This is a genomic window from Pseudomonas fragi, assembly GCF_002269505.1.
Classification (GTDB): domain Bacteria; phylum Pseudomonadota; class Gammaproteobacteria; order Pseudomonadales; family Pseudomonadaceae; genus Aquipseudomonas; species Aquipseudomonas fragi_D.
In genome coordinates this window covers 1-23,772 of sequence record NZ_NQKQ01000010.1, presented here as the reverse complement: position 1 = coordinate 23,772, position 23,772 = coordinate 1, and the positions used below count along the sequence as shown (strand labels likewise).

The following is a 23,772-nucleotide window of genomic DNA, read 5'->3' as shown; positions in this document are numbered from 1 at the left end:
TCTGCAGTGACTAAACCGAACACCGCTGGTCGCCACGGACAAATCTGCTGGCTAGCACCCTTCGTTTCGTCTGCCCCATACCTGATCGTTCAAGCACTACCCCGTCTAACCCGGTGCTTCCAGGGCCTTTTTGCTGCGTTCTTGCAATCTTGCCCTAAACTTTAGTTATTACCGGTTGCCGGTATTGACAGCATCAATAAGGAGAGCGTCATGTCTGAGCATTTCAAAAACCTCAGGGGCGATACCCCCTTTGGTGCTGCCAGCCCGGAAGGCAAACGTGAACTGGCCGTCGCGGCTGCATTGACCCTGATCCAGGCTAAGGTTTTAAACTCGGCCAGCTCCGGTCAGTTGCAGACGGAGATGAATAACCTGAACAAGTACGCCGATCAGATTCAGGCTGCCCTTGAAGTGGTGTAATGGAGCCAGACAAATCGCCGACAAAAAAAAGCCCGCCTTGCGGCGAGCCCCGGACCAGCACCTGACCGGCTCTTAATGGCGGCTGGACAAGTATTCGCGGCGCATATCAAGCGCCCAGCCATCGAGCACCAGTTTGAAATCATCAAGCGTCATGACCTGTTTATCATTTTCCAGGGTCAGCCCTGCCCCCTTGCGCACCACTTGCGCGACCACCTGCTGGTCGGCGGCATCAATCACGGCTATTTCACTACTGATCTCACTGTCCTGATCGCGCACACCGGCTGCCGTACTGACGCCTGCCGCGAGCAGGGTCACCGGCAAGTACTCATAAAACCGCAGGCTCTGGGTGCTTGCCGACAGCGAGACAATCGCCGGTCTGACGATCAGCGTGCCAGGGCCCGGGGCCGCGACGACGGTCATGACCTTGCTCAGCTCGCGCTTGAGCGCTGCATCGTAATAACCGGTTATGGCTGAAAGGGTGGATTGCGGCCCCCGCCCGTTCGGCAGCACCCACGGGTAAAACTTGCTGGGCTCGATATAGACCCCGGTGTAATGACTGACATCCAGATCAGGGCTTACCCAGGACAATACAGCCTGCCCGGACGGCAACTGCTTTTGCGTCAATTGGCTGTAGTCGGACAGAAAACCCGAAAAGTCTTCGGGCGGGATGGTTTTGCTGGCACAGGCCGTAAGCAAAATGGACAAAGCAGCCAGCAGCGGCAGCGAAAGACTGGTTCGCATGGAGCAGGAGTTCCCGGACGGTATTTTTACAGGAGGGTTGTAATCAGCCCCGGGCGCCAGAAGGAACGCTACGGAGCCAAGTTGCGCGCAGATTGCCTGAGCGCAATTGCTGGCAGATGTCCGGTTTGTGTCCGCGATGCAGGGATATTGCAGGGGTGAAACAAATGGCAGGGATGGTCAAGCAAGCGCAGCATGCATGACACGCTGCGCACAGACAGACAGCTAGAGGATCAGTCGTCCCTGTCGTCACGGTCGCGATTGCGGTCATACCGGTGATCATTGTCGCGACGATCGTAGCCGCGGTCATAACCCCGATCATCATGCCCCCGATCGTATCCCCGGCCCGAGTCGTAACCCCGATCATGACCATGCCGGCCCCCGACGTCCCAGACGGGCACGCAGCCGCCCAGCAGAAGGGAGCCAGAGACGGCCAGGAGCAGTAGGGTTGTGCGCTTCATTTGAGCGTCCTGAAAGAAAAGGTCATACATATGACTACAAAAGCGACCGATAATTCCTCGACACCTGCTGCTTCATGCCTGGGCAGCGGAATGACAGCGACGATAAATAAACCTGCAAAAAGCAGTGCAAATTAACGTGATCAAGCTTCAATTACAGATATAGGCCAGTACCGAACAACCAGCGCCAACGACAGCCTGTCGATAACTGCCCGATCCCTCGCGGGAGGTCGCATCGGAGTGCAATCGGGGGCTGTCAGTCAATGCGCAAGCGCAGCTGACAAGCATCAGGCAGATCGCACTCCGATGCGGATAAAACACCGCCTTCGCCAAGGCTACGACACACTGACCACTTTCAGTCCAGGCGCTCCCTGGACAAAAACCGTTGCGTGATCATCGCCACGGCCTGCGCTTGAGATATCAGGACAGTGTCTATGCAAAACGGAGCCGTGTCCCACTTCTCATATTCATGATCGAGAACAGACTGCCAGGTAGGTGGCTTCAGCCCGGCAATATCAATGACTCTGGTTTCCACCCGGCGCCGGTGTTCATCCCTGTCAGAACAGACCACCTGAATATTAACCAAGGGCACATCCGCGTGCTGCGCGATATCAGCCCATGCCTTTCGGCTTTCAACGACCGGGTTTACACAATCAACTATCACAGTGCGACCAAAACCAAGGTTGCTCAGGGCAAGTTCATTGGCGACCATGTAACCACTCTTGCCCACGTCTTTTGCAAGAACGCCAGCGTTTCGAATTGCCTGCTCGATTGTATCGACCCTCAGGTATACGGCACCCGTTCTGCCAGCAAGATCGCTTGCGATAGTCGTTTTGCCAGTGCCTGGAAGGCCGCTAAAGACTATAAGCATTTTATGTCCTTGAATGGGCTTGGCTACAGCCCTTTATACGCCGCAATCTGGCAATTGAAATTATCCCTGCAGCGCTCGATTGCCAAGGGCAAAAATCGAAACGCATCCAGATCCCTGGCATAAATGGGTATCCGGTTTAATTAGACCACTACACCTAATTCGATCACCACGCCGACCACGGAAAGCGAAAATCTTTCCAGAGAATGGAACCTCAAAAAGAGGTCTATATACAAGTGCTGGCTAGGTTCTGTACGAAATCAGCCGAAACCAATTTGAAACCCATAAGCATCGAGATTCAGTAAAGTCCGCGACCATCAAAGGCAGGAGCCCACGATGGCCAAACGGTACGAAATCCCCGATGCAGCCTGGGATCTGGTTGCGGATATCTTCGACGAACCTCACCGTAGCGGGCGCCCGAGAGCAGATGATCGCTTGATGCTCAACGGGATACTTTGGGTGCTCTGTTCGGGTGCCGCTTGGCGCGATATGCCCGAGCGCTTTGGCCCGTGGTCGACGGTTTAGCAGCGTTTTCGTGATTGGCGCAATCGCAGGGCATTTGACCAGATGCTCAAACGACTCCATATCAAGCTCAACCAACAAGGGTTAATTGATCTGGAGACCTGGATGATTGACTCCACAGCAGTACGAGCAACCCGAGGCTCTTCTGGCGCCGGGAAAAAAGGGGGCCTGAAGAACCGCAAGATCACGCACTCGGGCGCAGCCGGTGCGGCCTGACAACTAAGATACACATGTTGTGCGATTCCAATGGTGTGCCACTGAAGTTTCTATTATCGGGTGGACAAGCCAGCGATATCGCTTACGCCCAGCCGTTACTCGACGAAGCCTATATACCCAGCTTGCGCGGTCGTCCCCGCAAACGATGCCGATGGTTGCTGGCGGATAAAGGCTATGGCGCCGAAGCGTAACGCCGCTATTGCGACCGATATCGGATGCAGCCGGTGATTCCTCTGCGCAACATGAAACGCAAACCAAAGCCGGGGTTACCGAGACTCTTTGATCGTCCCAAGTACCGGCAACGCAACATTATTGAATGTATGTTCGGCTGGTTGAAGGAAAGCCGTCGGATCGTTACCCGCCTCGCAAGCTTGCAAGAAGTTATGCTGCGATGGTCTCGCTGGCCTGTGCGATGCGGTGTTTGCGACATTACTTTTCGTACAGAACCTAGAAACGCTAACCATTTGCGCTAAACACTATAGTCCACAAGACTAGGAAGAGTAATGACTGCCCGCTCCCCCATTAGCCAGTTTATGGACTGATCGCCAGAACTACTCGCACTTCATGATCGCCCACTTAGCAACACCAGATAAAGCCACTATAAACATTCATATTGCCCTGCGTGAACGAACCCGAGATTTTGCAAACGTTTTGCAAATCGCAGACAACAAAAAAGGGCCCACCTTTCGGTGAGCCCTTCTAGACCGCCCAGCAGAGCGGATTTTGTTTGGTAGGCGCGATTGGACTCGAACCAACGACCCCCACCATGTCAAGGTGGTGCTCTAACCAACTGAGCTACGTGCCTGCTGTGGGGTCGCATTCTATAGATTTGCAGAGGGGTGTCAACACCTTTTTTGCAGCTAACCCTATGAATAGTCGAATTTTTTATTTTTAACCTGAAAACACTCAGCCTCCGGTGGCTGGCGGGCGGTTTTCAACTCAGGTAGCATCGGTCGCACTCGTAAAAAATATAAAACAGAGGCTGCAGAATGTCGAACACTCCCTACCCCCAGTCCTACTATGCGGCTTCAGCCAATCCAGCCCCTGAGCGACCAGCCCTGCAGGGTGAGGTGGAGACGGATGTTTGTGTGATCGGCGCCGGTTATACCGGGCTGTCGAGTGCGCTGTTTTTGTTGGAGGCCGGTTTCAAGGTCGCCGTTCTGGAGGCTGCCAAGGTGGGGTTCGGTGCTTCAGGGCGCAATGGCGGACAGATCGTTAACAGTTACAGCCGTGATATCGATGTGATCGAGCGAACTGTCGGCGCCAAGCAGGCTCAGTTGTTGGGGCAGATGGCCTTTGAAGGCGGCAAGATCATTCGTGAGCGTGTGGCCAAGTATCAGATCCAGTGTGATTTGAAGGACGGCGGTGTGTTCGCTGCCATCACGGCCAAGCAGATGGGCCACCTGGAGGCGCAGAAGAAGCTCTGGGAGCGCTATGGCAATACGTCACTGGAACTGCTGGATCAGCGCCGGATTCGTGAAGTGGTTGCCTGTGATCAGTATCAGGGCGGGCTGCTGGACATGAGCGGCGGGCACATTCACCCGCTCAATCTGGCGCTGGGTGAGGCCGCGGCTGTCGAGTCGCTGGGCGGCACCATTTATGAGCAGTCTCCCGCTGTGCGCATTGAACGCGGCGCCAATCCTGTGGTGCATACACCTCAGGGCAAGGTGCGGGCCAAGTTCATTATCGTCGCGGGCAATGCCTACCTGGGCAATCTGGTGCCGGAGCTGGCGTCCAAGTCCATGCCCTGCGGTACTCAGGTCATCACCACCGAGCCTCTGGGTGATGAGCTGGCCAGGACACTGTTGCCACAGGATTATTGCGTCGAGGACTGTAACTACTTGCTCGACTACTATCGCCTCTCCGGTGACAAGCGCCTGATTTTCGGCGGTGGTGTGGTGTACGGCGCCCGTGATCCGGCCAATATCGAAGCAATTATCCGGCCGAAAATGCTCAAGGCTTTCCCGCAACTCAAGGATGTGAAAATTGACTATGCGTGGACGGGTAACTTCCTGCTGACATTGTCACGCCTGCCTCAGGTTGGCCGTATCGGTGACAACATCTATTACTCGCAAGGTTGCAGCGGACATGGAGTGACCTATACCCATCTGGCGGGCAAGGTGCTGGCTGAAGCCCTGCGCGGGCAGGCTGAGCGCTTTGACGCCTTCGCCGACCTGCCGCACTACCCTTTCCCCGGCGGGCAACTGCTGCGTACACCGCTGACGGCTTTGGGTGCCTGGTACTACAGCCTACGGGACAAGTTCGGCTTTTGATTTTTGTGGGAGCCGGGCTTGCCCGCGATGGCATCGCCGCGGTATGCCTGACTGACCGCGTAGCCTGAATCGCGAGCAAGCCCGCTCCCACAGGGTGATGCCCTTGCTTACTTTTGGGATTGCAGGGTCTTGATCGCCGTAGCGCCGGCCTGTTCCTGCCCCGCACGGGACAGGTCGTTCGCCACCTTCAGCCAGCGAGCCTTGTCGACGTTGGCCGGCAACTGGGTTGGCGACAGGATCAGTACGGCCCAGCCGCCAGCATCCTTCCACGCCGACTCGAATTTGTTGAAGTCCATCAACCGTCGACGCTCCATACCTGCACGCAGCATCACGGTGCCTTTGGCGCGGTTGTAGCCCACCAGCATCGCGTAGCGCGGCTCTGACCACAGCGTGCCATCACTGAACCGCAGCATTACCGGGTAACCGGCAGCCACCTGGGTCAATAAAGCCGAAAGCGATGAGTCCAGCGGGTACACCATCAATCCGTAACCGGCGGCCAATTGCTCGATATTGCTTTGCAACGAGGCCTCTGCGCCCGGCAGTTTCAGCGGTTTGACCAACAGCCCCGGGGTGATTCTGATCCGCTGCTCACCGAGCATGCCGGCCAGAGTTTGAGGTGCCCCTTGATTGGCATTGCCGCGAAAAAAGGGCACGCCATTGAGTTCGACCCGCTCCGGCAAGCGCTTGAATTCAGGCGGCTCGACACTGGCACACCCCACCACCGCCAACGCAAGCAACGCCGCCAGCCACTGTCGCACTGCTCTCAACCCAATCACTCCCTGCATATTCCCTCGCTTTGAATGAACGCCAGACCTCAAGGTCGGCCAAGGCCGTCGATCATAGGGCTCCAGTACGGCGAGGTATAGCCTTAAGCCACAGGCCGATTGATGGCATAGTGCAAATCGATTAGTCCTACACGACCTTCGGTCAATAGACTGCAACATTGCACAGACTAGACTGTCATCTGCTTAGCGTGTGTTTGAGCCCGCTGGGGGCAAAGGAGGCACTGATGAGCCTGATACTGACTATTTTTCTGCTGATCGCCGGCTGGCTGGCCGTTGCCGGGGCCATGCTCTGGGGCCTGATGCGCATCAGCCGCCATCACCATCCGCAGGTGCAGGCCAAACCGCAAGACACCCCTGAAAAGCCGGTAGCTGGCGCAGCGAACGCACATTGAACCCACAAAAAAGCCGTCCACACCAAAGAGAGTGGACGGCTTTTTAGTATCAACCTGAGTTTATTTGATTAGCGCAGCCTGCCGTTTTTCCCGTACCCGCCGCGCAAGAATGTTAAGTGTTTCAACCGTGGCCGAGAACGCCATCGCTGCATACACATAACCTTTAGGCACATGGGCACCGAAACCTTCAGCGATCAGGGTCATGCCGATCATGATCAGGAAGGCCAGGGCCAGCATCACCACGGTCGGGTTATCGTTGATGAACTTGGCCAAAGGCTCCGAAGCCAGCAACATCACCATCACCGCCACCACCACTGCAATCACCATGATCGGCAGGTGTTCGGTCATACCCACCGCCGTAATGATGCTGTCGATGGAAAACACCAGGTCGAGCATCAGGATCTGGCCGATGGCTGCGGCAAAGCCCAAGGTGACTTTCGACGACACGCTGTCAGTTTTTTCTTCGACTTGCGGGGTCATGCTGTGGTGGATTTCGCTGGTGGCTTTCCACACCAGGAACAGACCACCGGCAATCAGGATCATGTCCTTCCACGAGAAGGCCTTGCCCAGCACTTCAAATACCGGCGTGGTCAGCTGCACGATGTAGGCAATGGTACCCAGCAAGCCCAGACGCAGGATCAGCGCCATGCCGATACCGATACGGCGTGCCTTGGTACGGTATTGCTCAGGCAGCTTGTTGGTCAAAATCGAGATAAAGATCAGGTTATCGATACCCAGCACGATTTCCATCACGATCAACGTGGCTAAAGCGACCCAGGCTGCGGGGCTGGCAGCCAGTTGTAAAAGATATTCCATAGGTGTGTTCGGACTCTGCAGTAAGACCAGTTAAATGGCTTTGGATGAAGCTTGGTTTTCTTGCTCAGGCTTTTCTTTTTCAATCACCCCACCAGTGGCTTCGCTAAGCGCTTGCTCGGCGGCCTTATGGGTATCGTCAATCGCTTGCTTGGCGGACTCAGCAGTTTTGCTCAACATTTGTTGCGCGGCTTTTTCAGCCTGGTCACAACCCGCGATCGCCAGCAAACCTGCCGACAACAGCACGGCCACTGCTACTTTCTTGATGTTCATGGTCATTTCCCTCTCTAAACCGGCGGCCACCAGAGTGGCTTGCGCATAACGCGTGATTCTAGAGAAGCGAACACTTCAGAAAAATTCGTATTTTTAAGCGCTATACTTCGGTTTTTACGAAGTGTTGCGACGCTGATGCTCAACTACCGCCAATTGCATTATTTCTGGGTTGTGGCCAAGACCGGCAGCATTGTTCGCGCCTGCGAGCAATTGAACCTCACGCCGCAGACGATCAGCGGGCAAATCAGCCTGCTCGAAGACACCTATGGCTTGCCGCTGTTTCGCCGGGTCGGGCGCCAACTGGAACTAACCGAGACCGGGCGCCAGGTACTGCCTTATGCCGAACAGATCTTTCAGGTCGGCAACGAACTGGAAAGCATGCTACGTATGGCGCCCAAGGAGCAGCAGATCCTGTTCCGGGTGGGGGTGGCCGACGTGGTGCCCAAGTCGATCGTGTATCGCCTGATCGCCCCGACCATGGAACTGGATGAGCCGATCCGTATCACCTGCCGTGAAGACAAGCTTGACCGGCTACTCGCGGACCTCGCTATTCAGCGTCTTGATTTGGTAATTTCCGACAGCCCGATGCCTTCGCACCTCGATATCAAGGGCTTCAGCCAGAAACTGGGGGAATGCGGCATCAGCTTTTTCGCCACCGCAGCACTTGCCAAAAACTATACCGAAAACTTCCCGCACTGCCTGCAAGGCGCGCCACTCCTGATTCCAGGGCCCGAAACCATGCTACGCAGCCGTCTGCTGCGCTGGCTGGCCGAGCAGCAGATACAGCCGCGAATCGTTGGCGAGTTTGATGACAGCGCACTGATGCAGGCTTTCGGCCAGTCCGGCATCGGCGTATTTATCGCGCCCAGCGTGATTGCGCAGGAGGTGATACGCCAGTTTGATGTTGAACTGATCGGCCACACCGAGGCGGTCACCGAATCGTTCTACGCCATTACTGTGGAGCGCAAGATCCGCCACCCCGGCATCGTTGCGATTACCGAGGGGGCCCGCCGCGAGCTGTTTACCCCGCGCTAGCGCACGTCGGGCGCGGCTTGGCGGTCATCAGCAACAAGGCCAGCAGAATCGAGATCAGGATGAACCCGGCAGCAGCAAATCCCAGGCTGCCCAGGCCATAGTTGTCGATAACCCGCCCACCAATCATGGCGCCCAGGCCGATCCCCAGATTGGCCCCGGCAATGTTCAGCGACGCGGCAAATGCCGGTGCATGCGGGGCAACTTTCATCAGCCGTACATGGCTGACCAGAAACATCGCGGCCTGCGTCACCCCCCAAATGCCCATTGCCGCTGCCAGGCCCAAGGTTGAGTGAATGCTCGGCACCAGCGCCACCAGGCCGCTGATCATAAAGGCACAAAACACCATCGAGGCGATCAGCGGATGGCGATCCACCATGCGCCCGCCCAGCGAGTTGCCGATCAGACCGACGGCGCCAAAGCCCATCAGGCACCACCCCACCAGCGAGCCGTCAAAACCTGCCAGACGCTCAAGAATATCGGCCAGATAGGTGTAGGCCGTGAACATGCCGCTGAAGACCAGTACTGACAGCACGATATGGCCAATCATCAGCGGGCTGCGCAGCAGGGCAAACTGTGAGCTCAAGGTGACATGCTCTTTCACCACCCGGGTCACGGGCAAATACAGCCACAGCAACAAGGCCTTGGCCAGGGCGACCACCGCCAGAATACCGAAGGCACTGCGCCAGCCCCAGGCATCCGAGATCAAGGTGCCTACGGGAATGCCAAACACGGTCGCACAGACGATGCCGAAACCGATTTTGGCAATCGCCCGCCCGGCGTATTCCGGGCCTACGATATCCACCGCCGTTTCACTGGCCAGAGCCCAGAACACCGGCAAGCCCAATGCCGGCAGCAGCCGGGCAAAAGCCATCACCCAGATATTCGGCGCCAGCGCCGCCACGGTATTGGCGAAGGCGAACATCAGCAAAATCGAGATAAACAGGCGCTTGCGCTCAAAGCGCGCGCACCAGGCGGTCAGGAACGGGCCAAGGGCCGCAACCGTGAAGGCGAACAAGGTCACCAGCAAACCGGCCTGGGGCACGCTGACCTCAAGGTCGCGGGCAATCGAAGGCAGCAGGCCGACGATCACAAATTCGGTGGTGAGCACGGTAAAGCCGGCCGCAGACAGCAGCAGGATGGGCAACAGCATGAATAACTCCAGAGACAACGAGGCCAGCGAAAGCCCTTAAGGCCCGCTGATTTGAAGATAAGTGGGGGATGGGCAATGGTAACAGAATGCTTCGGCTTGCGGCCAAATGAGCCGAGATAAGTTCAGCCGGAGATGTGGCAGATTGCCCCTGCATAGGAAAGCCCCTACACGTCTATGATAAAGTTCGCATCCCGCCGACTTGCGTCGATCAGCCTGCCCGTTTGCCGCTGTTCGCCCCACAGTTTTTCAATGCGCTACCCAGAACAACTAGAGAAACCCTTATGACTGACACTCCACCTACCCTGCTGCAAAAGCTCAAGCGCACCAGCCTGGTAACCCAGATTGTGATCGGTCTGATTGCCGGTATTTTGCTGGCCTGGCTTGCGCCCTCCGCAGCCCTTTCGGTGGCCTTTATCGGCAAGGTGTTCGTCAGCGCCTTGAAAGCCGTAGCACCCATCCTGGTGTTTGTGCTGGTTATGGCCTCGATTGCCAACCACAAACACGGCCAGGAAACCCATATTCGCCCGATTCTTGTTCTGTACCTGTTCGGCACATTTGCTGCTGCCGTCGTGGCTGTTATCGCCAGCATGATGTTTCCGTCAAACCTGGTACTGGCCACTGAAAACATCGCCATTACCGCGCCCGGCGGTATCAGCGAAGTGCTGCAGAGCCTGCTGCTGAGCGTGGTCGACAACCCGGTCAACGCGCTGATCAACGCCAACTTTATCGGCATCCTGGCGTGGGCCATCGGCATGGGCGTAGCCATCCGCCATGCCGGCGACACCACCCGCACCGTGCTCAATGACCTGTCCAACGGCGTCACCCTGATTGTGCGCGTGGTGATCCGCTTTGCCCCGCTGGGGATTTTCGGTCTGGTCGCCGCAACCCTCGCCAGCTCAGGCTTCGGCGCCCTGCTGGGCTACCTGCACCTGCTAACCGTGTTGATCGGCTGCATGCTGTTTGTGGCGCTGGTGGTCAACCCGCTGATCGTGTTCTGGAAGTTGCGTCGCAACCCTTACCCGTTGGTGTTTTTGTGCCTGCGCGAAAGCGGCATTACCGCGTTTTTCACCCGCAGTTCGGCGGCCAATATCCCGGTAAACATGGCATTGAGCGAGCGCCTGGGCCTGCATGAAGACACCTACTCGGTATCAATCCCGCTGGGTGCCACCATCAATATGGCGGGCGCAGCGATCACCATCACCGTGCTGAGCCTGGCTGCCGTGCATACGCTGGGGATTGCGATCGATATTCCGACGGCCATTTTGCTGAGTGTGGTGGCGGCCATTTGCGCCTGTGGCGCATCGGGTGTGGCGGGCGGTTCGCTGCTGTTGATTCCGCTGGCGTGCAGCCTGTTCGGCATCCCGAGCGAGATTGCCATGCAGGTGGTGGCCGTGGGTTTCATTATCGGCATCCTGCAGGATTCAGCAGAAACTGCACTCAATTCGTCCACCGACGTTCTGTTTACTGCTGCGGCCTGTATGGCCCAGGAAGACAAGCCCCTGCAACAGGGCTGAGTCAGGTGGGAGCCGGGCTTGTGCGCGATGCTGCCATCGCGCACAAGCCCGCTGCCACAAGGGATTTGCTTAGAACGCGCCCATGTAGTCACGCTTGCCGATCTCAACACCGTTGTGGCGCAGGATCGCGTAAGCAGTGGTTACGTGGAAGAAGAACTGCGGCAAGCCGTAGGACAGCAGGTACGCCTGGCCGGTGAAGCGTTTTTCTTTGGGCGTGCCCTGACGGGTGATGATTTCGATGCCTTCCTTGCCGTCGATTTGCTCTGGCTTGATGCCATCTACAAACGCCAGCACTTTGCTGATCAGCGCTTGCAGGTCGGCAAAGGTCACTTCGCTGTCGTCATATTTTGGCAATTCGATTTCAGCCAGACGGCCCGAAACACCCTTGGTGAAATCAACGGCGATTTGCACTTGGCGCACCAGCGGGAACATGTCCGGCGCCAGGCGCGCTTGCAAGAACACGCTCGGGTCGATGTTCTTGGCGGTCGCATGTGCTTCAGCCTTGGCCAGAACACCGCTCAGGGCATTGAGCATTTGTTTGAACACGGGAACGGAAGCGGCGTACAGAGAGATAGTCATGAAAGTCTCGACAGTCTGTGGGCAGGAATGGAATGTGCGCCGATTATAGACACGCCAGTGATCATCTGGTGTATGAAGATCAACCATCAGGCCTCCCGCAGGAAACATCCATGCCCTTAGCACATCCTGGCACCGCTCCTGCGGCGACCCCGGTTCAGGCGCTCTATCGCAAGATCACCTGGAAGCTCGTACCCTTTTTGTGTTTTTGCTACCTGGCCGCCTACCTGGACCGGATCAATATCGGCTTTGCCAAGCTGCAGATGCTCGGCGACCTGCAGTTCAGCGAAACCGCATTCGGTCTGGGGGCCGGGCTATTTTTTGTCGGCTATATCCTGTTCGAAGTGCCGAGCAACCTGATCCTGGAAAAAGTCGGCGCCAGGGTCTGGATAGCCCGAATCATGATCAGTTGGGGCCTGCTCTCGGCCTGCACCCTGCTGGTGACCACCCCTGCCCAGTTCTATATCGTGCGCTTTCTGCTGGGCGTGGCCGAGGCCGGTTTTTTGCCCGGCGTGCTGTATTACCTGACCACCTGGTTCCCGACCCAAAGACGCGGCCGCATCATTGCCCTGTTCATGATCGGCATGCCGCTTTCCAGCGTGATCGGCGGGCCGCTTTCAGGCTGGATCATGGGCGCCTTCGACACTGTCGCGGGGCTACGCGGCTGGCAATGGCTGTTTGCGCTCGAAGCGATCCCCAGCGTGTTGCTGGGCATCCTGACCTTCCGGGTTCTACCAAACAGCCATCACACGGCTAAATGGCTGAACGCCGACGAAAAAGCGTTACTGGAGCAGCAACTGCACCAGGACAACGCCGAAGGCCAGAACAGCATGCACAGTTTTCGCGACGGATTTTTCAACCTCAAGATCTGGATGCTGGGCGGTATCGACTTCTCCATCCTGCTCAGCGCTTACGCCATGGCGTTCTGGATGCCGACTTTTATTCGCAACGCCGGGGTAACCGACAACTTCCATATTGGCGTACTCACCGCCCTGCCCAGCGTTGCCGCCCTGATCGGCATGCTGATGATCGGCGCCAGCAGCGACCGGCATCGCGAGCGGCGCTGGCATATCATTGTGCCTTTTGTGGTCGGTGCGGCCGCAATGGCGGCCAGCACCTGGTTTAGCCACAGCGTGGTTGCCACCGTTCTGTTGTTTGCGATTGCCTCAGCCGCCATCATCGGCGCCGTACCGGTTTTTTTCAGCTTGCCGGCAACCTTTCTCAAGGGCCGCGCAGCCGCTACCGGCTTCGCTCTGGCGTGCTCGCTGGCCAATATCGCCGGACTGGTGAGCAACTCCCTGATGGGGATTGCCATCGACGTAACGGGCAGCAGTTCCGGCGCGATGTGGTTCTTCGCCAGTTGCCTGTTGCTGAGTTGCCTGCTGGTGATCGCACTGCCCGCCAAACTGGTCAATCGCTGATAGCCATTCAGATAACAACCTGTGGCAGCGAGCCGCAATGACTTGCCAGTCGCTCTACCGCGCAAAAGACTCCACAATGGCCGCTGGCAACGGTTACTCAAATTGGAGATGAAAATGGAAGTTCCCGCTGATCAGTTCTCAGAAAACGTACAAAACGATTCTGACGCAGGACCTCTGCTCAACAGCACCGAGATCCGCATCCTCGGCTCCCTGATCGAGAAACAGGCCACCAACCCGGAAACCTACCCGCTGACCCTCAATGCGCTGGTGCTGGCGTGCAACCAGAAAACCAGCCGCGAGCCGGTGCTTAACCTCACGCAAGGTCAGGTCGGGCAAAGCCTGCGCGCGCTGGAAGGCCGCGGCTTTACCCGTCTGGTGATGGGTAGCCGGGCGGATCGCTGGGAACATAAGGTCGACAAGGCGCTGGAACTGGTGCCTGAGCAAGTGGTGTTGCTGGGCCTGTTGTTCCTGCGCGGTCCGCAAACCCTCAACGAGCTGCTAACCCGCAGTTCACGCATGCACGACTTCGAAGACACCGAACAGGTTCAGCATCAGCTGGAACGTCTGATTGCCCGCGATCTGGCCCTGCTGGTGCCGCGTCAGAGCGGACAGCGCGAAGACCGCTATATGCACGCTCTGGGCGACCCGGCCGAAATCGAAACAATCATGGCCGCCCGCCAACAACCTGCAGAGCGCAGCAGCGGCGCAAGTGTGTCACTGGAACGTCTTGAAGCCCTTGAGGCGCGGATTGCCGCCCTCGAAGCACGTCTGGCAGAGCTGGAGTAAATCTGCTCAGGGGCGAGATCACTCGCCCCCATCGCCATCAGCTGCGAGCAAACGCCACTGCCGCCTGAAACTGCTCGGCAGTGGGCCGCACTCCGGTGTACAGCACGAACTGCTCCAGGGCCTGGATCGCAATCACTTCAAGCCCCGTGATCACCTGCTTGCCTTGGGCCCGGCCGCGCACGATCAATGGCGTTTCTACCGGGATCGCCACCACATCAAAGAGGATGTCTGCGCGATCGATGGCGTCTGCCTCGAAGGCCAGATCGTCGGCCTCAGCGCCGCCCGTCATGCCCACCGGAGTCACGTTGATCAGCATTTGCGGCCGCTGCGCGCCCAGCTCAGGCTGCCATTCATAGCCGCAGCTTGCTGCCAGGGCCGCCCCTGTTGCCTCGTTACGCGCCACGATCAGGCCATTGCGATACCCACCATCACGCAACGCCGAAGCCACGGCCTTGGCCATGCCGCCGCTGCCACGCAGGGCAAAGGTGATGTCTTTGGGTACTTTATGGCTGTCCAGCAACTGGGCGATGGCGATGTAGTCGGTGTTGTAGGCCTTGAGATGGCCGTCGGTGTTGACGATGGTGTTGATCGACGCAATGGCCCGCGCCGACGCGTCCAGCTCGTCCACCAGGGCAATGCAGGCTTCCTTGAAGGGCATCGACACGCCGCAGCCACGAATGCCCAGGGCGCGGATACCCGTGACCGCCCCTTCAAGGTCTTTGCTGCTGAAGGCCTTGTAGTAAAAGTTCAGGCCCAGTTGTTCGTATAGATGATTATGGAAACGCAGCCCGAAGTTACCCGGTCGGCCTGACAGCGATATGCACAGTCGGGTGTCTTTATTCGGATTCATTTGCATGCTCATCTCCTTGCTGAATGCTTTTAGATGGACGGCACAAGCCGCGCCGGGAAATTTGTTGGATCATAATGCAGTCGCCCGCGCTGAAACGTCTCAGCGCCCGCAGACCTTACACAAAATTTACCCGAGCGCTTCGCAGTTTTTTAAAAAAACACGGTCTTAATGTTATCCCCGCGATTATCTGTGGTCTGGTGCAGACCTGAACGTCGGGGCTGGAATTCGAGGATTCGTCATGATGCGTACCATCCCCAAAATCGCTTTGCTTATCGGCGCCCTGGCTGTCGCAGGGCAGGCATCCGCCCATGGTGGCTGGGGCCCCGGGCCTGCAATTTTTGGCGCGGTAGTGGGGGCTGCGGTGGTTGGCTCGGTTATCGCCGGCCATGAGCAGCGCCCGGTGTATGTACAACAACCGGTGTATGTGCAGCCACAACCGGTTTATGTACAGGCCCCGCCGGTCTATTACCAACCGCAACCGGTGTATGTACAGCCGCCCCAGCCCGTTTACTATCAGGGCTACTACGGTCGGCCGCAACCGGTGTACTACGGCCCGCCACGGGGCTATTACGGCCCGCCACGCTGGTAACCCCGGCACAACGGCGGGCCCGGATAGACGATGTGAATGTCGCGGATGAAACATCATAGTGCCGCGTACTGCGGCATTATGAGCGCCAGCGGCGCCATCAGCGACACACACATAAAAACAAGGACGACCTTTATGCCTACACAAAACCCGCACCATATCGTCGGGCTCTGCACCTCCAGCAAGGTGTACAACACCCTGACCGAGCTCAAGCAGCTCGAAGGTCACCGCACCGCCAAACTGGTGTCATTGTTGACCCAGCATCTTGTGCGCGAAGGGCTGTTGAGCGATCAAGAAGTGATGCACATGCTTGATCAGGTGGTTGACTGACACCTCATCGGCATCAATGACGACTATCAAGCGCAATGATTTCTTGCGCAGCGGCCCGGCCCGTAAGGTAGCGCCATTGTTGAAGGAGGTATGTATGCCCAAGATTCATGTCATGTCGGTGATCGGCAGTGCCGTACCCGCTCCGTTGCGTGCCGACGGTCTGCTGGCGTGCTGGTATGTGGTCAGTGACGGCGTTGCCGTCAGCGGCCCGTTTACCTCGCGCGCCGCCGCTCAGATCAAAGCCACCAGCGAAACAGATAAAACAGCGCCACACTCAACGCGACACTGAGCAGCACGTTGCGGCTCCACAGCATCAATCCGATGGCGCACAGCCCGGCCAGCAGGTACGGGTTGCCGGGGCTCAGGTCGAGCTGGTGATCCTTGACGAAAATGATCGGCCCGCAAATCGCCGTCAGCATCCCCGGCACCGCAAAGCTCAAAAACTCCTTTACCCCGCGATTCAGGCGAATTGGCAAGCGCGGTTCCAGAAACAGGTAGCGGTTGAAAAACAGGATCAGGGTCATCCCGCCGATAATTGCCCAGATCATGCCCAGATACCTCCCAGACGCTTGCACAGATAACCCGCAACCATCCCCGCCAGCCCTGCCAGCACAATGGCCGACTCCCACTGCCAATAGCCGAACAGCACCACGCTCAACAACGAGACCGCCACGCAAACGACTGTCGGGATATTGCGCACGATTGGCGTAATCAACGCGATAAAGGTCGCGGCAATCGAGAACTCCAGCCCCAACTGGTCCAGCCCGGGGATGCTCTTGCCCAGCACGACGCCCAACAAGGTGAAAATATTCCAGCCCACGTACATGCACAATCCTACGCCCAGCGCGTACCAGCGATTGAAAGTCTTCTGGTCGAACGGGCTGACCAGGGCAAAGAACTCATCAGTGAGCAAAAAGCCCAGGCCGAAGCGCCATCTGGGCTCTAGCGGCGCCACCAGCGGACGCAAGTGCATGGCATAGAGCAAGTGTTGCGAGGTCAGCAGCAAGGTGGTCACCAGAATTGAAATCGCACTGGCGCCGCCCTTGATCATGCCAATAGCGACCAATTGCGCCGCCCCGGCAAACACAAACAGCGACAGCCCCTGGCTTTGTGCGGGGGTCAATTGGGCATCGATCGCCGTGGAGCCCGCCAGCAGCCCCCAAGGGGCGCACGCCAGGGTCAGCGGCAGGCAGGCAATGGTGCCGCGAACAAACGCGGTTCGAGCAAGGGCATCAGGCATCAAAAACATTCCGGCAGTAAGCAGCGGCAAAGGGTCGCAACTCCAGGGCAAAAAGTCTTGAACGATCTTGCTCTGCTGTCCTCATAACTTGACGCGGCCCGCTTGAAAGCGGCCCGCCGCGTTTGACGAGAGAGCAAACCTGGTCTTTAGTCAGCCGCACTCAAGAGACGTTAATTCCGATCAACCGCTGCCACGAGGAACCACCATGAAAGACCTGAAATCCGCCAAGGAAAGCAGAAAGGCCGATCTGCGGACACCTACGGCACTGAGCGAACAAGCCTGTATCGATATTGCAGCCGAAGTGAACGCGCTGCTCGCAGACACCTTCGCCATCTACATGAAAACCAAGAATTTCCACTGGCACATGTCCGGCCCGCATTTCCGTGATTTCCACCTGCTGCTCGACGAGCAGGCTGACCAGATTTACGCGACCACCGATGCCATTGCCGAGCGTGTACGCAAGCTGGGGCGCACCACGATCCGCTCCATCGGCCACATCAAGAAGCTGCAACGCCTGCTGGACAACGACGCCGACTTCGTGACGCCGGAAGACATGCTGGCAGAACTGCGCGAAGACAATATCCAGCTGGCCGCCTATATGCGTGAGACCCACGACATGTGCTCCGAGCTGGGCGATGTGGCGACTACCAGCCTGCTGGAAAACTGGATCGACGAGGCCGAGCGTCGCGTATGGTTCCTGTTTGAGTCGTCGCGCACCAAATAACGCATAACCCCTTCCAACCTGTAGTCGCTGACGAGGAACGAAGGCTGCGAGCCCTTAAGATCCAAAGCTCGCAGCCTTCGTTCCTCGTCAGCGACTACAGGTTGGCGCAGCATGAATTTTGTTTCACAGTCTTTGAGCGCGGCGAACGGTATATTCGCCGCGCTCATTGCTCATTCAATGAACCCCTTGCCCGCGCCTCCCCTGCGGGCTTTTTTTGCCTGTCAAACGCCCTGCTTGAACACCAGCGCCTTGAGACTACACTCGGCGTCGGTATCCGCAAATTCCGGCGGATTCTCCAGACGCTGGACAAAACGCAGGCTCGGCGCGTCCCGGGTGACGCCATCGATCAGAAAATCCGAACCCAGTGCCGGGTCATTCATGCAGGCCAGTACCGTGCCGTTTTCACTGAGCAACTCTGGCAGGCGGCGCACTACACGCTGGTAATCCTTGGTCAGCAGAAAACTGCCTTTTTGAAACGATGGCGGATCGATAATCACCAGATCGTAAGGGCCGGTGCTTTTCACCTTGCCCCACGACTTGAACAGCTCATGCCCCAGGAACGTCACCTTGCTCATGTCGTGCCCGTTCAGGCGGTGGTTGTCGCGCCCACGGCTCAGGGCCGCACGGGACATGTCGAGGTTGACCACATGCTGCGCGCCACCCTCGATTGCGGCCACGGAAAACCCGCAAGTGTAGGCAAACAGGTTCAAAACCCGCTTGCCTCCGGCATTGGCCTTAACCCAATCGCGACCATAACGCATATCCAGGAACAGACCGTTGTTCTGCTTGCGGCCCAGATCCACGCGATAGCGCAGCCCGCCTTCAGTCAGCGTGCACTCGTCAATCGCCTCGCCCACCAGCCACTCGGTGTCGCTCTGCAGCATATAGCGATGCTGCAGCACCAACGTGTGTGCACCGCTGGCCTGCCAGGCGGGTGACAGTGCGATGGTCTGCAACAGTTGCTTGAGGGCCACCAATTGTTCGGCCTCGGGCTCCTTGAACAGCGACACCAGCACCACGCCTTGCAGCCAGTCCACCGTCAATTGCTCAAGCCCGGGCCAGCAGCGCCCGCGCCCATGGAACAAACGCCGGGTTTCAGCGGGCGCAGTCTGCAGTGCAGTCAATAAGTGCTGGTGCAGGGTGGTTAACGCTTCAGGAGTCATCGGGCCGGCCGGTCAATTTCAAGGGGCCGGCATTTTACACAATTGCGCAGCACTGCCTAATCACTGCAGCGGAAATATTTGTTATGAAAGGCGAATAAATTATCGTTTTACAATCATTTCTCATCGTATTACGATATTTTCACCGCTCAGAGCACGACACTCGCCCTGTACGAATTGCAGATTTTCAACAAACACACATACAAAGATAAGGATTGTTCGATGACAACTGATCCCCTGGCCAATCGCAGCCGCATCCTGGCGAACGTCACGCTGGCACTTGTTGTAGCCATGCTGCTGGCCAATATTACTTACTGGCTATTCCCCAACGTCATAGGCACCTATGTAGGCGGTTTCAGCCTGAGCGCCATGACCGAAACACTGCATGCCAACATCGAGATAATGCCCTGGTGGCAGGTTGCTGGCGCCATAGCCCTGTCCAGCATTCCCCTGCTGATACTTGCCAAGGGCTTGCTGGCACTGCGCAGCCTGTTTCTGGCCTACAGCAAGGGTGAGTATTTTTCAGCGGAGTCTGCGCTGTTACTCGGCAAAGTGGGCAAAAGCGTCGCTGCCTGGGTGCTGGCCTGCCTCCTGCTGACCCCGGTGATGAGCGTCTGGATCACATTTTTGCGGCCCGAGGGCGAACGCTTGTTCACCGTCAGCTTCTATCCCTCGCATCTTGTTGCCTTGTTCCTCTCGGCTTCCCTTATGATCATCGCCCGCAGCCTGTACAACGCCTGTTCGTTGGCGCGGGAAAACCAGCAGTTTGTATAAGAGGCCAAAATGCCGATCGAGATTAAGCTGGACGTTATGCTGGCCATGCGCAAGGTCAAATCCAAGGACCTGGCGCAGATGGTCGGCATTACCGAGCAGAACCTGTCACTGCTCAAGCAAGGGAAAGTAAAAGGCATAAGGCTCGCAACCCTGGAAGCCATCTGCATCGCACTGGATTGTCAGCCAGGAGACTTGCTGCACTATCGAGCTGAATCCTGAATACACCCGCTCGCTGCGCGCACTTGGCAGAAGCGAGCGGCCCGTCACGCAACCCTGCCCGCAGCCTGAATCCAATCTCCCCCGCCGACACTCCAGCCTGTTCAGCCAACCAACAGCATCACCCTGCTAGGCTCGCCGCGGCACAAATCCTTGTTTCGTCAGTGCGCTCGATTTTTCTCTGACAAACCCCTGCGATATCAGGCATTTCTGGCGGCATTGATCCATACTGACTAAATGTAACGTTATATTTGTAACAAGCGTTGCAGCCCGGTACTTCCCAACCATTCTTGAGTCATTCTGCGTGAAAATTCATCTTTCTATTTTGAGCCTGTGTTTAGTTCTGGCAGGCACCAGCGCCTCTTCAATCGCCGCAGCGGCTGAAAGCATTTCGGCCCCAAGGGATACCTCGCAGCTGCATATTGCCTCGGGCAGCGCCATGTTGATCGACTTGCAAACCAACAAGGTCATTTTTGCCAGCAACCCCGATGCCATCGTGCCGATCGCCTCGGTAACCAAGCTGATGACCGCCATGGTGGTACTGGACGCCAAGCAATCGATGGATGAGTCAATATCCGTAAACATCAGCGACACACCGGAGATGAAAGGCGTGTTCTCGCGGGTGAAAATTGGCAGCGAACTGTCGCGCCACGAAATGATGCTGATCACCCTGATGTCCTCGGAAAACCGCGCAGCCGCCAGCCTTGCCCATCACTACCCGGGCGGTTATGTAGCGTTTATCGCGGCGATGAACGCCAAGGCCAAAAGCCTGGGCATGATGAGCACTCATTACGTTGAACCCACCGGGCTGTCGATCCACAACGTATCCACCGCTCGCGACCTGAGCAAGCTGCTGGCCGCTGCACGGCACTACCCGATGCTCAGCCAGTTGAGCACCACCAAGGAAAAGACCGTGGCGTTCCGCAAGCCCAACTACACCCTGGGTTTTCATAACACCGACCATCTGGTCAACAAGGACAAGTGGAACATCAAGATCACCAAGACCGGCTTTACCAACCAGGCTGGCCACTGCCTGGTACTGGTCACTGAAATGGGCGGTCGCCCGGTATCCCTGGTTATTCTGGATGCGTTCGGCAAATACACCCACTTCGCTGATGCCGGGCGGATTCGCAATTGGGTTGAAACCGGCAAAAGTGGCGGTGTACCCGATGTAGCCTTGCGCTACAAAGCCGAAAAAAACCTGCAAAAAAACCAGCTGACTGCAGGTCAGGCGGGCAAGTAAAGGGTTGCAGATGAGGTGAAATGCAGGCACTTGCCCCGGGGAGAGGATCGGGGACAAATGCCTGCGTACTGCTCGTTACATACCGCGGATAGAAAGAACCCCGTCACCTGGACGGGGTTCTTGCCTGGCACATGCTCAGATCAGTTTTGCAGAGCAGGCTGCGAATCCCCATTGATCGGGATGCGTTTGGCTTTTGCCTCTTCCGGCACCACCCGCTGCAGGTCGATGCTTAGCAAACCGTTACTCAGGTTTGCGCCTTTGATCTCGATATGGTCGTCGAGACGGAAGGACAATTTGAATGCCCGCTGTGCAATACCTTGATGCAAGAAGGTCACGCCTTCTTCGCTGGTGCTTTCGCGTTTGCTGCCGCTTACGCTCAGCACGCCTTTCTCTACTTGCAGGTCCAGATCATCTTGCTGGAAGCCTGCCGCTGCTACCACGATGCGATAGCTGTCTTCACCGCGTTTTTCAACGTTGTAAGGTGGGTAGCCACCGCTTGAATCATTACGCAGTGCGGTTTCAAACAAATCACTAAAACGGTCAAAGCCGACAGAATTACGGAACAGTGGCGCCATTGAGAAAGCGTTGCTCATAATTTCATCCTCCTGATTTCAGCGAGATTTTGTTACGCGACCCGGTTTCGGCATCGCGTACCCCTTAAATAGGGACCGGCAAAATCATTTCAAGAGCTTTTTTTGAAATTTTTTTCAGTTGGTTCAGGCAGCGTCGGCTGGCGGGTTATTGACCAGATGACGAACCTTCTCACAGTCGGTTTCGCGGCGCATGGCATTGAACAGCACCACCGCTTCAGGGTAGTTGCGGGTCAGCATCGCCAGCCACTGCTTGAGTCGCCCCGGCGCCGAGCGCGGAGTCAACTGGGCTTCGGCCTGTGCCCAGAAGTCGCGGATCATCGGTTGCAAGTCGGCCCAGGTCATCGGCACCACCTCAACACCGGCGCGGGCAGCGGCAATTTGCGCGGCCAGATCGGGACGCGACACCAGCCCGCGACCCAGCATGATGTCTTCAGCACCACTGATTTCACGGCAACGGCGCCAGTCTTCAACTGACCAGATATCACCGTTGGCAAATACCGGCACCTTGACCGCTTCCTGCACCTGAGCGATGTATTCCCAATGCGCAGGCGGCTTGTAGCCATCCATCTTGGTCCGCGCATGCACCACGATCTGGCTGGCGCCGCCTTCGGCCAAGGCGATTGCGCACTCATTGGCGCTGTCCGGCGTATCGAAGCCCAGGCGCATCTTGGCGGTGACCGGGATATGCGCAGGCACGGTACGGCGAACCTGCAGCAAAATGGCGTGCAGCAGCTCGGGCTCCTTGAGCAGCACCGCGCCGCCACGGGACTTGTTTACGGTCTTGGCCGGGCAACCAAAGTTGAGGTCGATCACCCCGCTGCCCAGCTCCACCGCCAGCGCCGCGTTGTCAGCCAGGCAAGCCGGATCGGAACCCAGCAGCTGCACGCGCAGGGGCACACCGGAACGCGTCTGCGCACCGTGCTGCAGTTCGGGGGCGAGCTTATGGAAGTAGGCTTCGGGCAAAAGCCGTTCGGTGACTCGAATAAATTCGGTCACACACCAATCAATACCGCCGGTGCGGGTCAGGACATCACGCAGGATGTTGTCGACCAACCCCTCCATCGGCGCCAAAGCAATTTGCATGGGTGACTCTCATAAAAAACGTGCGGCAGTTTACGTGGTTCTGCGGGCAATCGGTATGAGCAGGTGCTAACGGTCAGGCCGTCACGACAGCCGGGCCATAACCGTCAAGGAACTCGGGCGGCAGGCGCTTGGCCTTGCCCGTGGACAGTTCGATACAGACAAAAGTGGTTTTGGCCCGCAACAGGGTCACGCCATCGCAGGGGCGTACCAATTGAAAGTGCCGGGTCATGCGCAGGCGCTGGTCGCAATCGACAATCCAGGTTGCCAGTTGCAACTCGTCGCCTTCGTAGGCGCTGGCCAGATAGTCGATTTCATGCCGGGAAACGGCCATGGCGCGGTCAAGGCGGCGGTACTCGGTGAGATCCAGCCCCAGGCGCTGCGAATGGCGCCAGGCACAACGTTCGAGCCAGACCACATAGGCTGCGTTATTGGCGTGGCCAAAACCGTCGATGTCTTCAGCCTGCACCTGCAGGTCAATGATGAACGGTGCTGCCAAATCCCAACTCATGCCTTGTCTCCCTGTACATAAATAAGGAGCGCAGTGTAACGCAGAGGGGGCGACGGGAAGGTTGAAGAGCAGGAATTAAAAAACTGCAGACAAACAAAAGGGCCATTCAATAATCGAATGACCCTTATAAATCCCGCAAAGCGGGTAATCGTGGCGTCCCCTAGGGGACTCGAACCCCTGTTACCGCCGTGAAAGGGCGGTGTCCTAGGCCACTAGACGAAGGGGACA

Annotated in this window: 28 protein-coding genes, 2 tRNA genes and 1 pseudogene; 15 read left to right on the top strand and 16 right to left on the bottom strand. The window is 57.4% G+C overall.

Going from position 1 to position 23,772, the window contains the following annotated elements; genetic code table 11:
• The first annotated feature begins 210 nt into the window (after positions 1-210).
• On the top strand, positions 211-417 hold the full coding sequence (locus CJU81_RS10990) for a hypothetical protein (RefSeq protein WP_016780385.1): 207 nt from the start codon (positions 211-213) through the stop codon (positions 415-417).
• A gap of 72 nt (positions 418-489) precedes the next feature.
• On the opposite strand, the gene CJU81_RS10985 is transcribed toward CJU81_RS10990, so the two are convergent.
• Both CJU81_RS10985 and CJU81_RS10975 read right to left on the bottom strand, forming a co-directional pair.
• Entirely contained in the window at positions 490-1,158 is a 669-nt protein-coding gene (locus tag CJU81_RS10985; RefSeq protein WP_095036611.1) for a DUF3313 domain-containing protein, read from the bottom strand.
• A gap of 810 nt (positions 1,159-1,968) precedes the next feature.
• On the bottom strand, positions 1,969-2,484 hold the full coding sequence (locus CJU81_RS10975; protein WP_095036610.1) for an AAA family ATPase: 516 nt from the start codon (positions 2,482-2,484) through the stop codon (positions 1,969-1,971).
• 333 nt (positions 2,485-2,817) lie between these two features.
• Here CJU81_RS10975 and CJU81_RS10970 point away from each other — a divergent pair.
• Positions 2,818-3,670: pseudogene (locus CJU81_RS10970) on the top strand (IS5 family transposase).
• A 277-nt stretch (positions 3,671-3,947) separates the two neighbouring features.
• Here the strand turns inward: CJU81_RS10970 and CJU81_RS10965 are convergent.
• Positions 3,948-4,024, bottom strand: a tRNA-Val gene (locus CJU81_RS10965).
• Positions 4,025-4,208: 184 nt separating this feature from the next.
• Between CJU81_RS10965 and CJU81_RS10960 the strand changes: the two genes are divergently transcribed.
• A complete protein-coding gene (locus CJU81_RS10960) occupies positions 4,209-5,492 on the top strand; it encodes an NAD(P)/FAD-dependent oxidoreductase (protein ID WP_095036609.1) in 1,284 nt (427 codons plus the stop codon).
• A 107-nt stretch (positions 5,493-5,599) separates the two neighbouring features.
• Here the strand turns inward: CJU81_RS10960 and CJU81_RS10955 are convergent, their stop codons facing one another.
• Positions 5,600-6,277, bottom strand: a complete 678-nt coding sequence (locus CJU81_RS10955; RefSeq protein WP_176464828.1) for a peptidase C39 family protein — start codon at positions 6,275-6,277, stop codon at positions 5,600-5,602.
• A gap of 224 nt (positions 6,278-6,501) precedes the next feature.
• Here CJU81_RS10955 and CJU81_RS24050 point away from each other — a divergent pair, with 224 nt between their 5' ends.
• The gene (locus CJU81_RS24050) at positions 6,502-6,669 is read left to right on the top strand and encodes a hypothetical protein (RefSeq protein WP_176464827.1); all 168 of its coding nucleotides are present in this window, start codon (positions 6,502-6,504) and stop codon (positions 6,667-6,669) included.
• Between the two features lie 60 nt (positions 6,670-6,729).
• On the opposite strand, the gene CJU81_RS10950 is transcribed toward CJU81_RS24050, so the two are convergent.
• Together CJU81_RS10950 and CJU81_RS10945 are read right to left on the bottom strand one after the other, a co-directional pair.
• On the bottom strand, positions 6,730-7,485 hold the full coding sequence (locus CJU81_RS10950; protein WP_095036608.1) for a TerC family protein: 756 nt from the start codon (positions 7,483-7,485) through the stop codon (positions 6,730-6,732).
• A 30-nt stretch (positions 7,486-7,515) separates the two neighbouring features.
• A complete protein-coding gene (locus CJU81_RS10945) occupies positions 7,516-7,755 on the bottom strand; it encodes a hypothetical protein (RefSeq protein ID WP_095036607.1) in 240 nt (79 codons plus the stop codon).
• A 135-nt stretch (positions 7,756-7,890) separates the two neighbouring features.
• Between CJU81_RS10945 and nhaR the strand changes: the two genes are divergently transcribed.
• Entirely contained in the window at positions 7,891-8,790 is a 900-nt protein-coding gene (gene nhaR, locus CJU81_RS10940; RefSeq protein WP_095036606.1) for a transcriptional activator NhaR, read from the top strand.
• Here the strand turns inward: nhaR and CJU81_RS10935 are convergent.
• Positions 8,777-9,940, bottom strand: a complete 1,164-nt coding sequence (locus CJU81_RS10935; RefSeq protein ID WP_095036605.1) for an MFS transporter — start codon at positions 9,938-9,940, stop codon at positions 8,777-8,779. The genes nhaR and CJU81_RS10935 overlap by 14 nt on opposite strands.
• A 281-nt stretch (positions 9,941-10,221) precedes the next feature.
• On the opposite strand from CJU81_RS10935, the gene sstT reads away from it, so the two are divergent.
• Positions 10,222-11,454 (top strand): serine/threonine transporter SstT, encoded by a 1,233-nt coding sequence (sstT, locus tag CJU81_RS10930; RefSeq protein WP_095036604.1) that lies wholly within the window; start codon positions 10,222-10,224, stop codon positions 11,452-11,454.
• A gap of 69 nt (positions 11,455-11,523) precedes the next feature.
• Here the strand turns inward: sstT and CJU81_RS10925 are convergent, their stop codons facing one another.
• Positions 11,524-12,033, bottom strand: a complete 510-nt coding sequence (locus tag CJU81_RS10925; RefSeq protein ID WP_095036718.1) for a DUF1993 domain-containing protein — start codon at positions 12,031-12,033, stop codon at positions 11,524-11,526.
• A 110-nt stretch (positions 12,034-12,143) separates the two neighbouring features.
• Here CJU81_RS10925 and CJU81_RS10920 point away from each other — a divergent pair, with 110 nt between their 5' ends.
• Together CJU81_RS10920 and CJU81_RS10915 are read left to right on the top strand one after the other, a co-directional pair.
• Entirely contained in the window at positions 12,144-13,451 is a 1,308-nt protein-coding gene (locus tag CJU81_RS10920; RefSeq protein ID WP_095036603.1) for an MFS transporter, read from the top strand.
• Positions 13,452-13,565: 114 nt separating this feature from the next.
• Positions 13,566-14,237 carry a YceH family protein gene (locus CJU81_RS10915; protein ID WP_095036602.1) on the top strand — a complete coding sequence of 224 codons (672 nt, stop codon included), beginning with the start codon at positions 13,566-13,568 and terminating at the stop codon, positions 14,235-14,237.
• Between the two features lie 37 nt (positions 14,238-14,274).
• Here CJU81_RS10915 and CJU81_RS10910 read toward each other — a convergent pair whose 3' ends face one another.
• Positions 14,275-15,093, bottom strand: coding sequence for a shikimate 5-dehydrogenase (locus tag CJU81_RS10910; protein ID WP_095036601.1), 819 nt, complete (start codon positions 15,091-15,093; stop codon positions 14,275-14,277).
• 232 nt (positions 15,094-15,325) lie between these two features.
• On the opposite strand from CJU81_RS10910, the gene CJU81_RS10905 reads away from it, so the two are divergent.
• From CJU81_RS10905 to CJU81_RS10895, 3 genes are all read left to right on the top strand, one after another.
• The gene (locus CJU81_RS10905; protein ID WP_095036600.1) at positions 15,326-15,676 is read left to right on the top strand and encodes a hypothetical protein; all 351 of its coding nucleotides are present in this window, start codon (positions 15,326-15,328) and stop codon (positions 15,674-15,676) included.
• A gap of 132 nt (positions 15,677-15,808) precedes the next feature.
• Positions 15,809-16,003: a hypothetical protein gene (locus CJU81_RS10900; protein WP_095036599.1), complete on the top strand. Its 195-nt coding sequence runs from the start codon at positions 15,809-15,811 to the stop codon at positions 16,001-16,003.
• Positions 16,004-16,097: 94 nt separating this feature from the next.
• Positions 16,098-16,292 (top strand): hypothetical protein, encoded by a 195-nt coding sequence (locus tag CJU81_RS10895; RefSeq protein ID WP_095028200.1) that lies wholly within the window; start codon positions 16,098-16,100, stop codon positions 16,290-16,292.
• On the opposite strand, the gene CJU81_RS10890 is transcribed toward CJU81_RS10895, so the two are convergent.
• On the bottom strand, positions 16,240-16,551 hold the full coding sequence (locus tag CJU81_RS10890) for an AzlD domain-containing protein (protein ID WP_095036598.1): 312 nt from the start codon (positions 16,549-16,551) through the stop codon (positions 16,240-16,242). The two genes, CJU81_RS10895 and CJU81_RS10890, sit on opposite strands and share 53 nt — an antisense overlap.
• Complete coding sequence (locus tag CJU81_RS10885) at positions 16,548-17,243, bottom strand: AzlC family ABC transporter permease (protein WP_095036717.1); 696 nt, start codon at positions 17,241-17,243, stop codon at positions 16,548-16,550. The genes CJU81_RS10890 and CJU81_RS10885 overlap by 4 nt, the downstream gene beginning before the upstream one ends.
• Before the next feature lie 205 nt (positions 17,244-17,448).
• Here CJU81_RS10885 and CJU81_RS10880 point away from each other — a divergent pair, with 205 nt between their 5' ends.
• Positions 17,449-17,967 (top strand): Dps family protein, encoded by a 519-nt coding sequence (locus tag CJU81_RS10880; protein WP_016780352.1) that lies wholly within the window; start codon positions 17,449-17,451, stop codon positions 17,965-17,967.
• Between the two features lie 221 nt (positions 17,968-18,188).
• Here CJU81_RS10880 and CJU81_RS10875 read toward each other — a convergent pair whose 3' ends face one another.
• On the bottom strand, positions 18,189-19,130 hold the full coding sequence (locus CJU81_RS10875) for a class I SAM-dependent methyltransferase (protein ID WP_095036597.1): 942 nt from the start codon (positions 19,128-19,130) through the stop codon (positions 18,189-18,191).
• Between the two features lie 219 nt (positions 19,131-19,349).
• On the opposite strand from CJU81_RS10875, the gene CJU81_RS10870 reads away from it, so the two are divergent.
• The 3 genes from CJU81_RS10870 to pbpG all read left to right on the top strand — a co-directional run bounded on the left by CJU81_RS10870 (position 19,350) and on the right by pbpG (position 21,360).
• The gene (locus CJU81_RS10870; protein ID WP_095036596.1) at positions 19,350-19,901 is read left to right on the top strand and encodes a DUF2975 domain-containing protein; all 552 of its coding nucleotides are present in this window, start codon (positions 19,350-19,352) and stop codon (positions 19,899-19,901) included.
• Positions 19,902-19,910: 9 nt separating this feature from the next.
• Complete coding sequence (locus CJU81_RS10865) at positions 19,911-20,120, top strand: helix-turn-helix domain-containing protein (RefSeq protein ID WP_095036595.1); 210 nt, start codon at positions 19,911-19,913, stop codon at positions 20,118-20,120.
• 301 nt (positions 20,121-20,421) lie between these two features.
• Positions 20,422-21,360, top strand: coding sequence for a D-alanyl-D-alanine endopeptidase (gene pbpG, locus CJU81_RS10860; RefSeq protein WP_095036594.1), 939 nt, complete (start codon positions 20,422-20,424; stop codon positions 21,358-21,360).
• Between the two features lie 140 nt (positions 21,361-21,500).
• Here the strand turns inward: pbpG and CJU81_RS10855 are convergent, their stop codons facing one another.
• From CJU81_RS10855 to CJU81_RS10840, 4 genes are all read right to left on the bottom strand, one after another.
• Complete coding sequence (locus tag CJU81_RS10855) at positions 21,501-21,953, bottom strand: Hsp20 family protein (RefSeq protein WP_016780349.1); 453 nt, start codon at positions 21,951-21,953, stop codon at positions 21,501-21,503.
• A gap of 123 nt (positions 21,954-22,076) precedes the next feature.
• Positions 22,077-23,036 carry a tRNA dihydrouridine synthase gene (locus CJU81_RS10850; RefSeq protein ID WP_083369462.1) on the bottom strand — a complete coding sequence of 320 codons (960 nt, stop codon included), beginning with the start codon at positions 23,034-23,036 and terminating at the stop codon, positions 22,077-22,079.
• Positions 23,037-23,109: 73 nt separating this feature from the next.
• The gene (locus CJU81_RS10845) at positions 23,110-23,544 is read right to left on the bottom strand and encodes an acyl-CoA thioesterase (RefSeq protein WP_095036593.1); all 435 of its coding nucleotides are present in this window, start codon (positions 23,542-23,544) and stop codon (positions 23,110-23,112) included.
• Between the two features lie 151 nt (positions 23,545-23,695).
• Positions 23,696-23,771 (bottom strand) — tRNA-Glu (locus CJU81_RS10840).
• Position 23,772: the final 1 nt, after the last annotated feature.

Coding starts and splice junctions, on each gene's coding strand:
- CJU81_RS10950 (WP_095036608.1), bottom strand. CDS start 7,485: ATGGAATATCTTTTACAACTGGCTGCCAGCCCCGCAGCCTGGGTCGCT.
- CJU81_RS10935 (WP_095036605.1), bottom strand. CDS start 9,940: ATGCTGTTGCCCATCCTGCTGCTGTCTGCGGCCGGCTTTACCGTGCTC.
- CJU81_RS10855 (WP_016780349.1), bottom strand. CDS start 21,953: ATGAGCAACGCTTTCTCAATGGCGCCACTGTTCCGTAATTCTGTCGGC.
- CJU81_RS10880 (WP_016780352.1), top strand. CDS start 17,449: ATGAAAGACCTGAAATCCGCCAAGGAAAGCAGAAAGGCCGATCTGCGG.
- CJU81_RS10975 (WP_095036610.1), bottom strand. CDS start 2,484: ATGCTTATAGTCTTTAGCGGCCTTCCAGGCACTGGCAAAACGACTATC.
- CJU81_RS10850 (WP_083369462.1), bottom strand. CDS start 23,036: ATGCAAATTGCTTTGGCGCCGATGGAGGGGTTGGTCGACAACATCCTG.
- CJU81_RS10905 (WP_095036600.1), top strand. CDS start 15,326: ATGATGCGTACCATCCCCAAAATCGCTTTGCTTATCGGCGCCCTGGCT.
- CJU81_RS10985 (WP_095036611.1), bottom strand. CDS start 1,158: ATGCGAACCAGTCTTTCGCTGCCGCTGCTGGCTGCTTTGTCCATTTTG.
- CJU81_RS10955 (WP_176464828.1), bottom strand. CDS start 6,277: ATGCAGGGAGTGATTGGGTTGAGAGCAGTGCGACAGTGGCTGGCGGCG.
- CJU81_RS10895 (WP_095028200.1), top strand. CDS start 16,098: ATGCCCAAGATTCATGTCATGTCGGTGATCGGCAGTGCCGTACCCGCT.
- nhaR (WP_095036606.1), top strand. CDS start 7,891: ATGCTCAACTACCGCCAATTGCATTATTTCTGGGTTGTGGCCAAGACC.
- CJU81_RS10845 (WP_095036593.1), bottom strand. CDS start 23,544: ATGAGTTGGGATTTGGCAGCACCGTTCATCATTGACCTGCAGGTGCAG.
- CJU81_RS10945 (WP_095036607.1), bottom strand. CDS start 7,755: ATGAACATCAAGAAAGTAGCAGTGGCCGTGCTGTTGTCGGCAGGTTTG.
- CJU81_RS10900 (WP_095036599.1), top strand. CDS start 15,809: ATGCCTACACAAAACCCGCACCATATCGTCGGGCTCTGCACCTCCAGC.
- CJU81_RS10925 (WP_095036718.1), bottom strand. CDS start 12,033: ATGACTATCTCTCTGTACGCCGCTTCCGTTCCCGTGTTCAAACAAATG.
- CJU81_RS10870 (WP_095036596.1), top strand. CDS start 19,350: ATGACAACTGATCCCCTGGCCAATCGCAGCCGCATCCTGGCGAACGTC.
- CJU81_RS10910 (WP_095036601.1), bottom strand. CDS start 15,093: ATGCAAATGAATCCGAATAAAGACACCCGACTGTGCATATCGCTGTCA.
- CJU81_RS10915 (WP_095036602.1), top strand. CDS start 13,566: ATGGAAGTTCCCGCTGATCAGTTCTCAGAAAACGTACAAAACGATTCT.
- CJU81_RS10990 (WP_016780385.1), top strand. CDS start 211: ATGTCTGAGCATTTCAAAAACCTCAGGGGCGATACCCCCTTTGGTGCT.
- CJU81_RS10885 (WP_095036717.1), bottom strand. CDS start 17,243: ATGCCTGATGCCCTTGCTCGAACCGCGTTTGTTCGCGGCACCATTGCC.
- CJU81_RS24050 (WP_176464827.1), top strand. CDS start 6,502: ATGAGCCTGATACTGACTATTTTTCTGCTGATCGCCGGCTGGCTGGCC.
- sstT (WP_095036604.1), top strand. CDS start 10,222: ATGACTGACACTCCACCTACCCTGCTGCAAAAGCTCAAGCGCACCAGC.
- CJU81_RS10865 (WP_095036595.1), top strand. CDS start 19,911: ATGCCGATCGAGATTAAGCTGGACGTTATGCTGGCCATGCGCAAGGTC.
- CJU81_RS10960 (WP_095036609.1), top strand. CDS start 4,209: ATGTCGAACACTCCCTACCCCCAGTCCTACTATGCGGCTTCAGCCAAT.
- CJU81_RS10920 (WP_095036603.1), top strand. CDS start 12,144: ATGCCCTTAGCACATCCTGGCACCGCTCCTGCGGCGACCCCGGTTCAG.
- CJU81_RS10890 (WP_095036598.1), bottom strand. CDS start 16,551: ATGATCTGGGCAATTATCGGCGGGATGACCCTGATCCTGTTTTTCAAC.
- CJU81_RS10875 (WP_095036597.1), bottom strand. CDS start 19,130: ATGACTCCTGAAGCGTTAACCACCCTGCACCAGCACTTATTGACTGCA.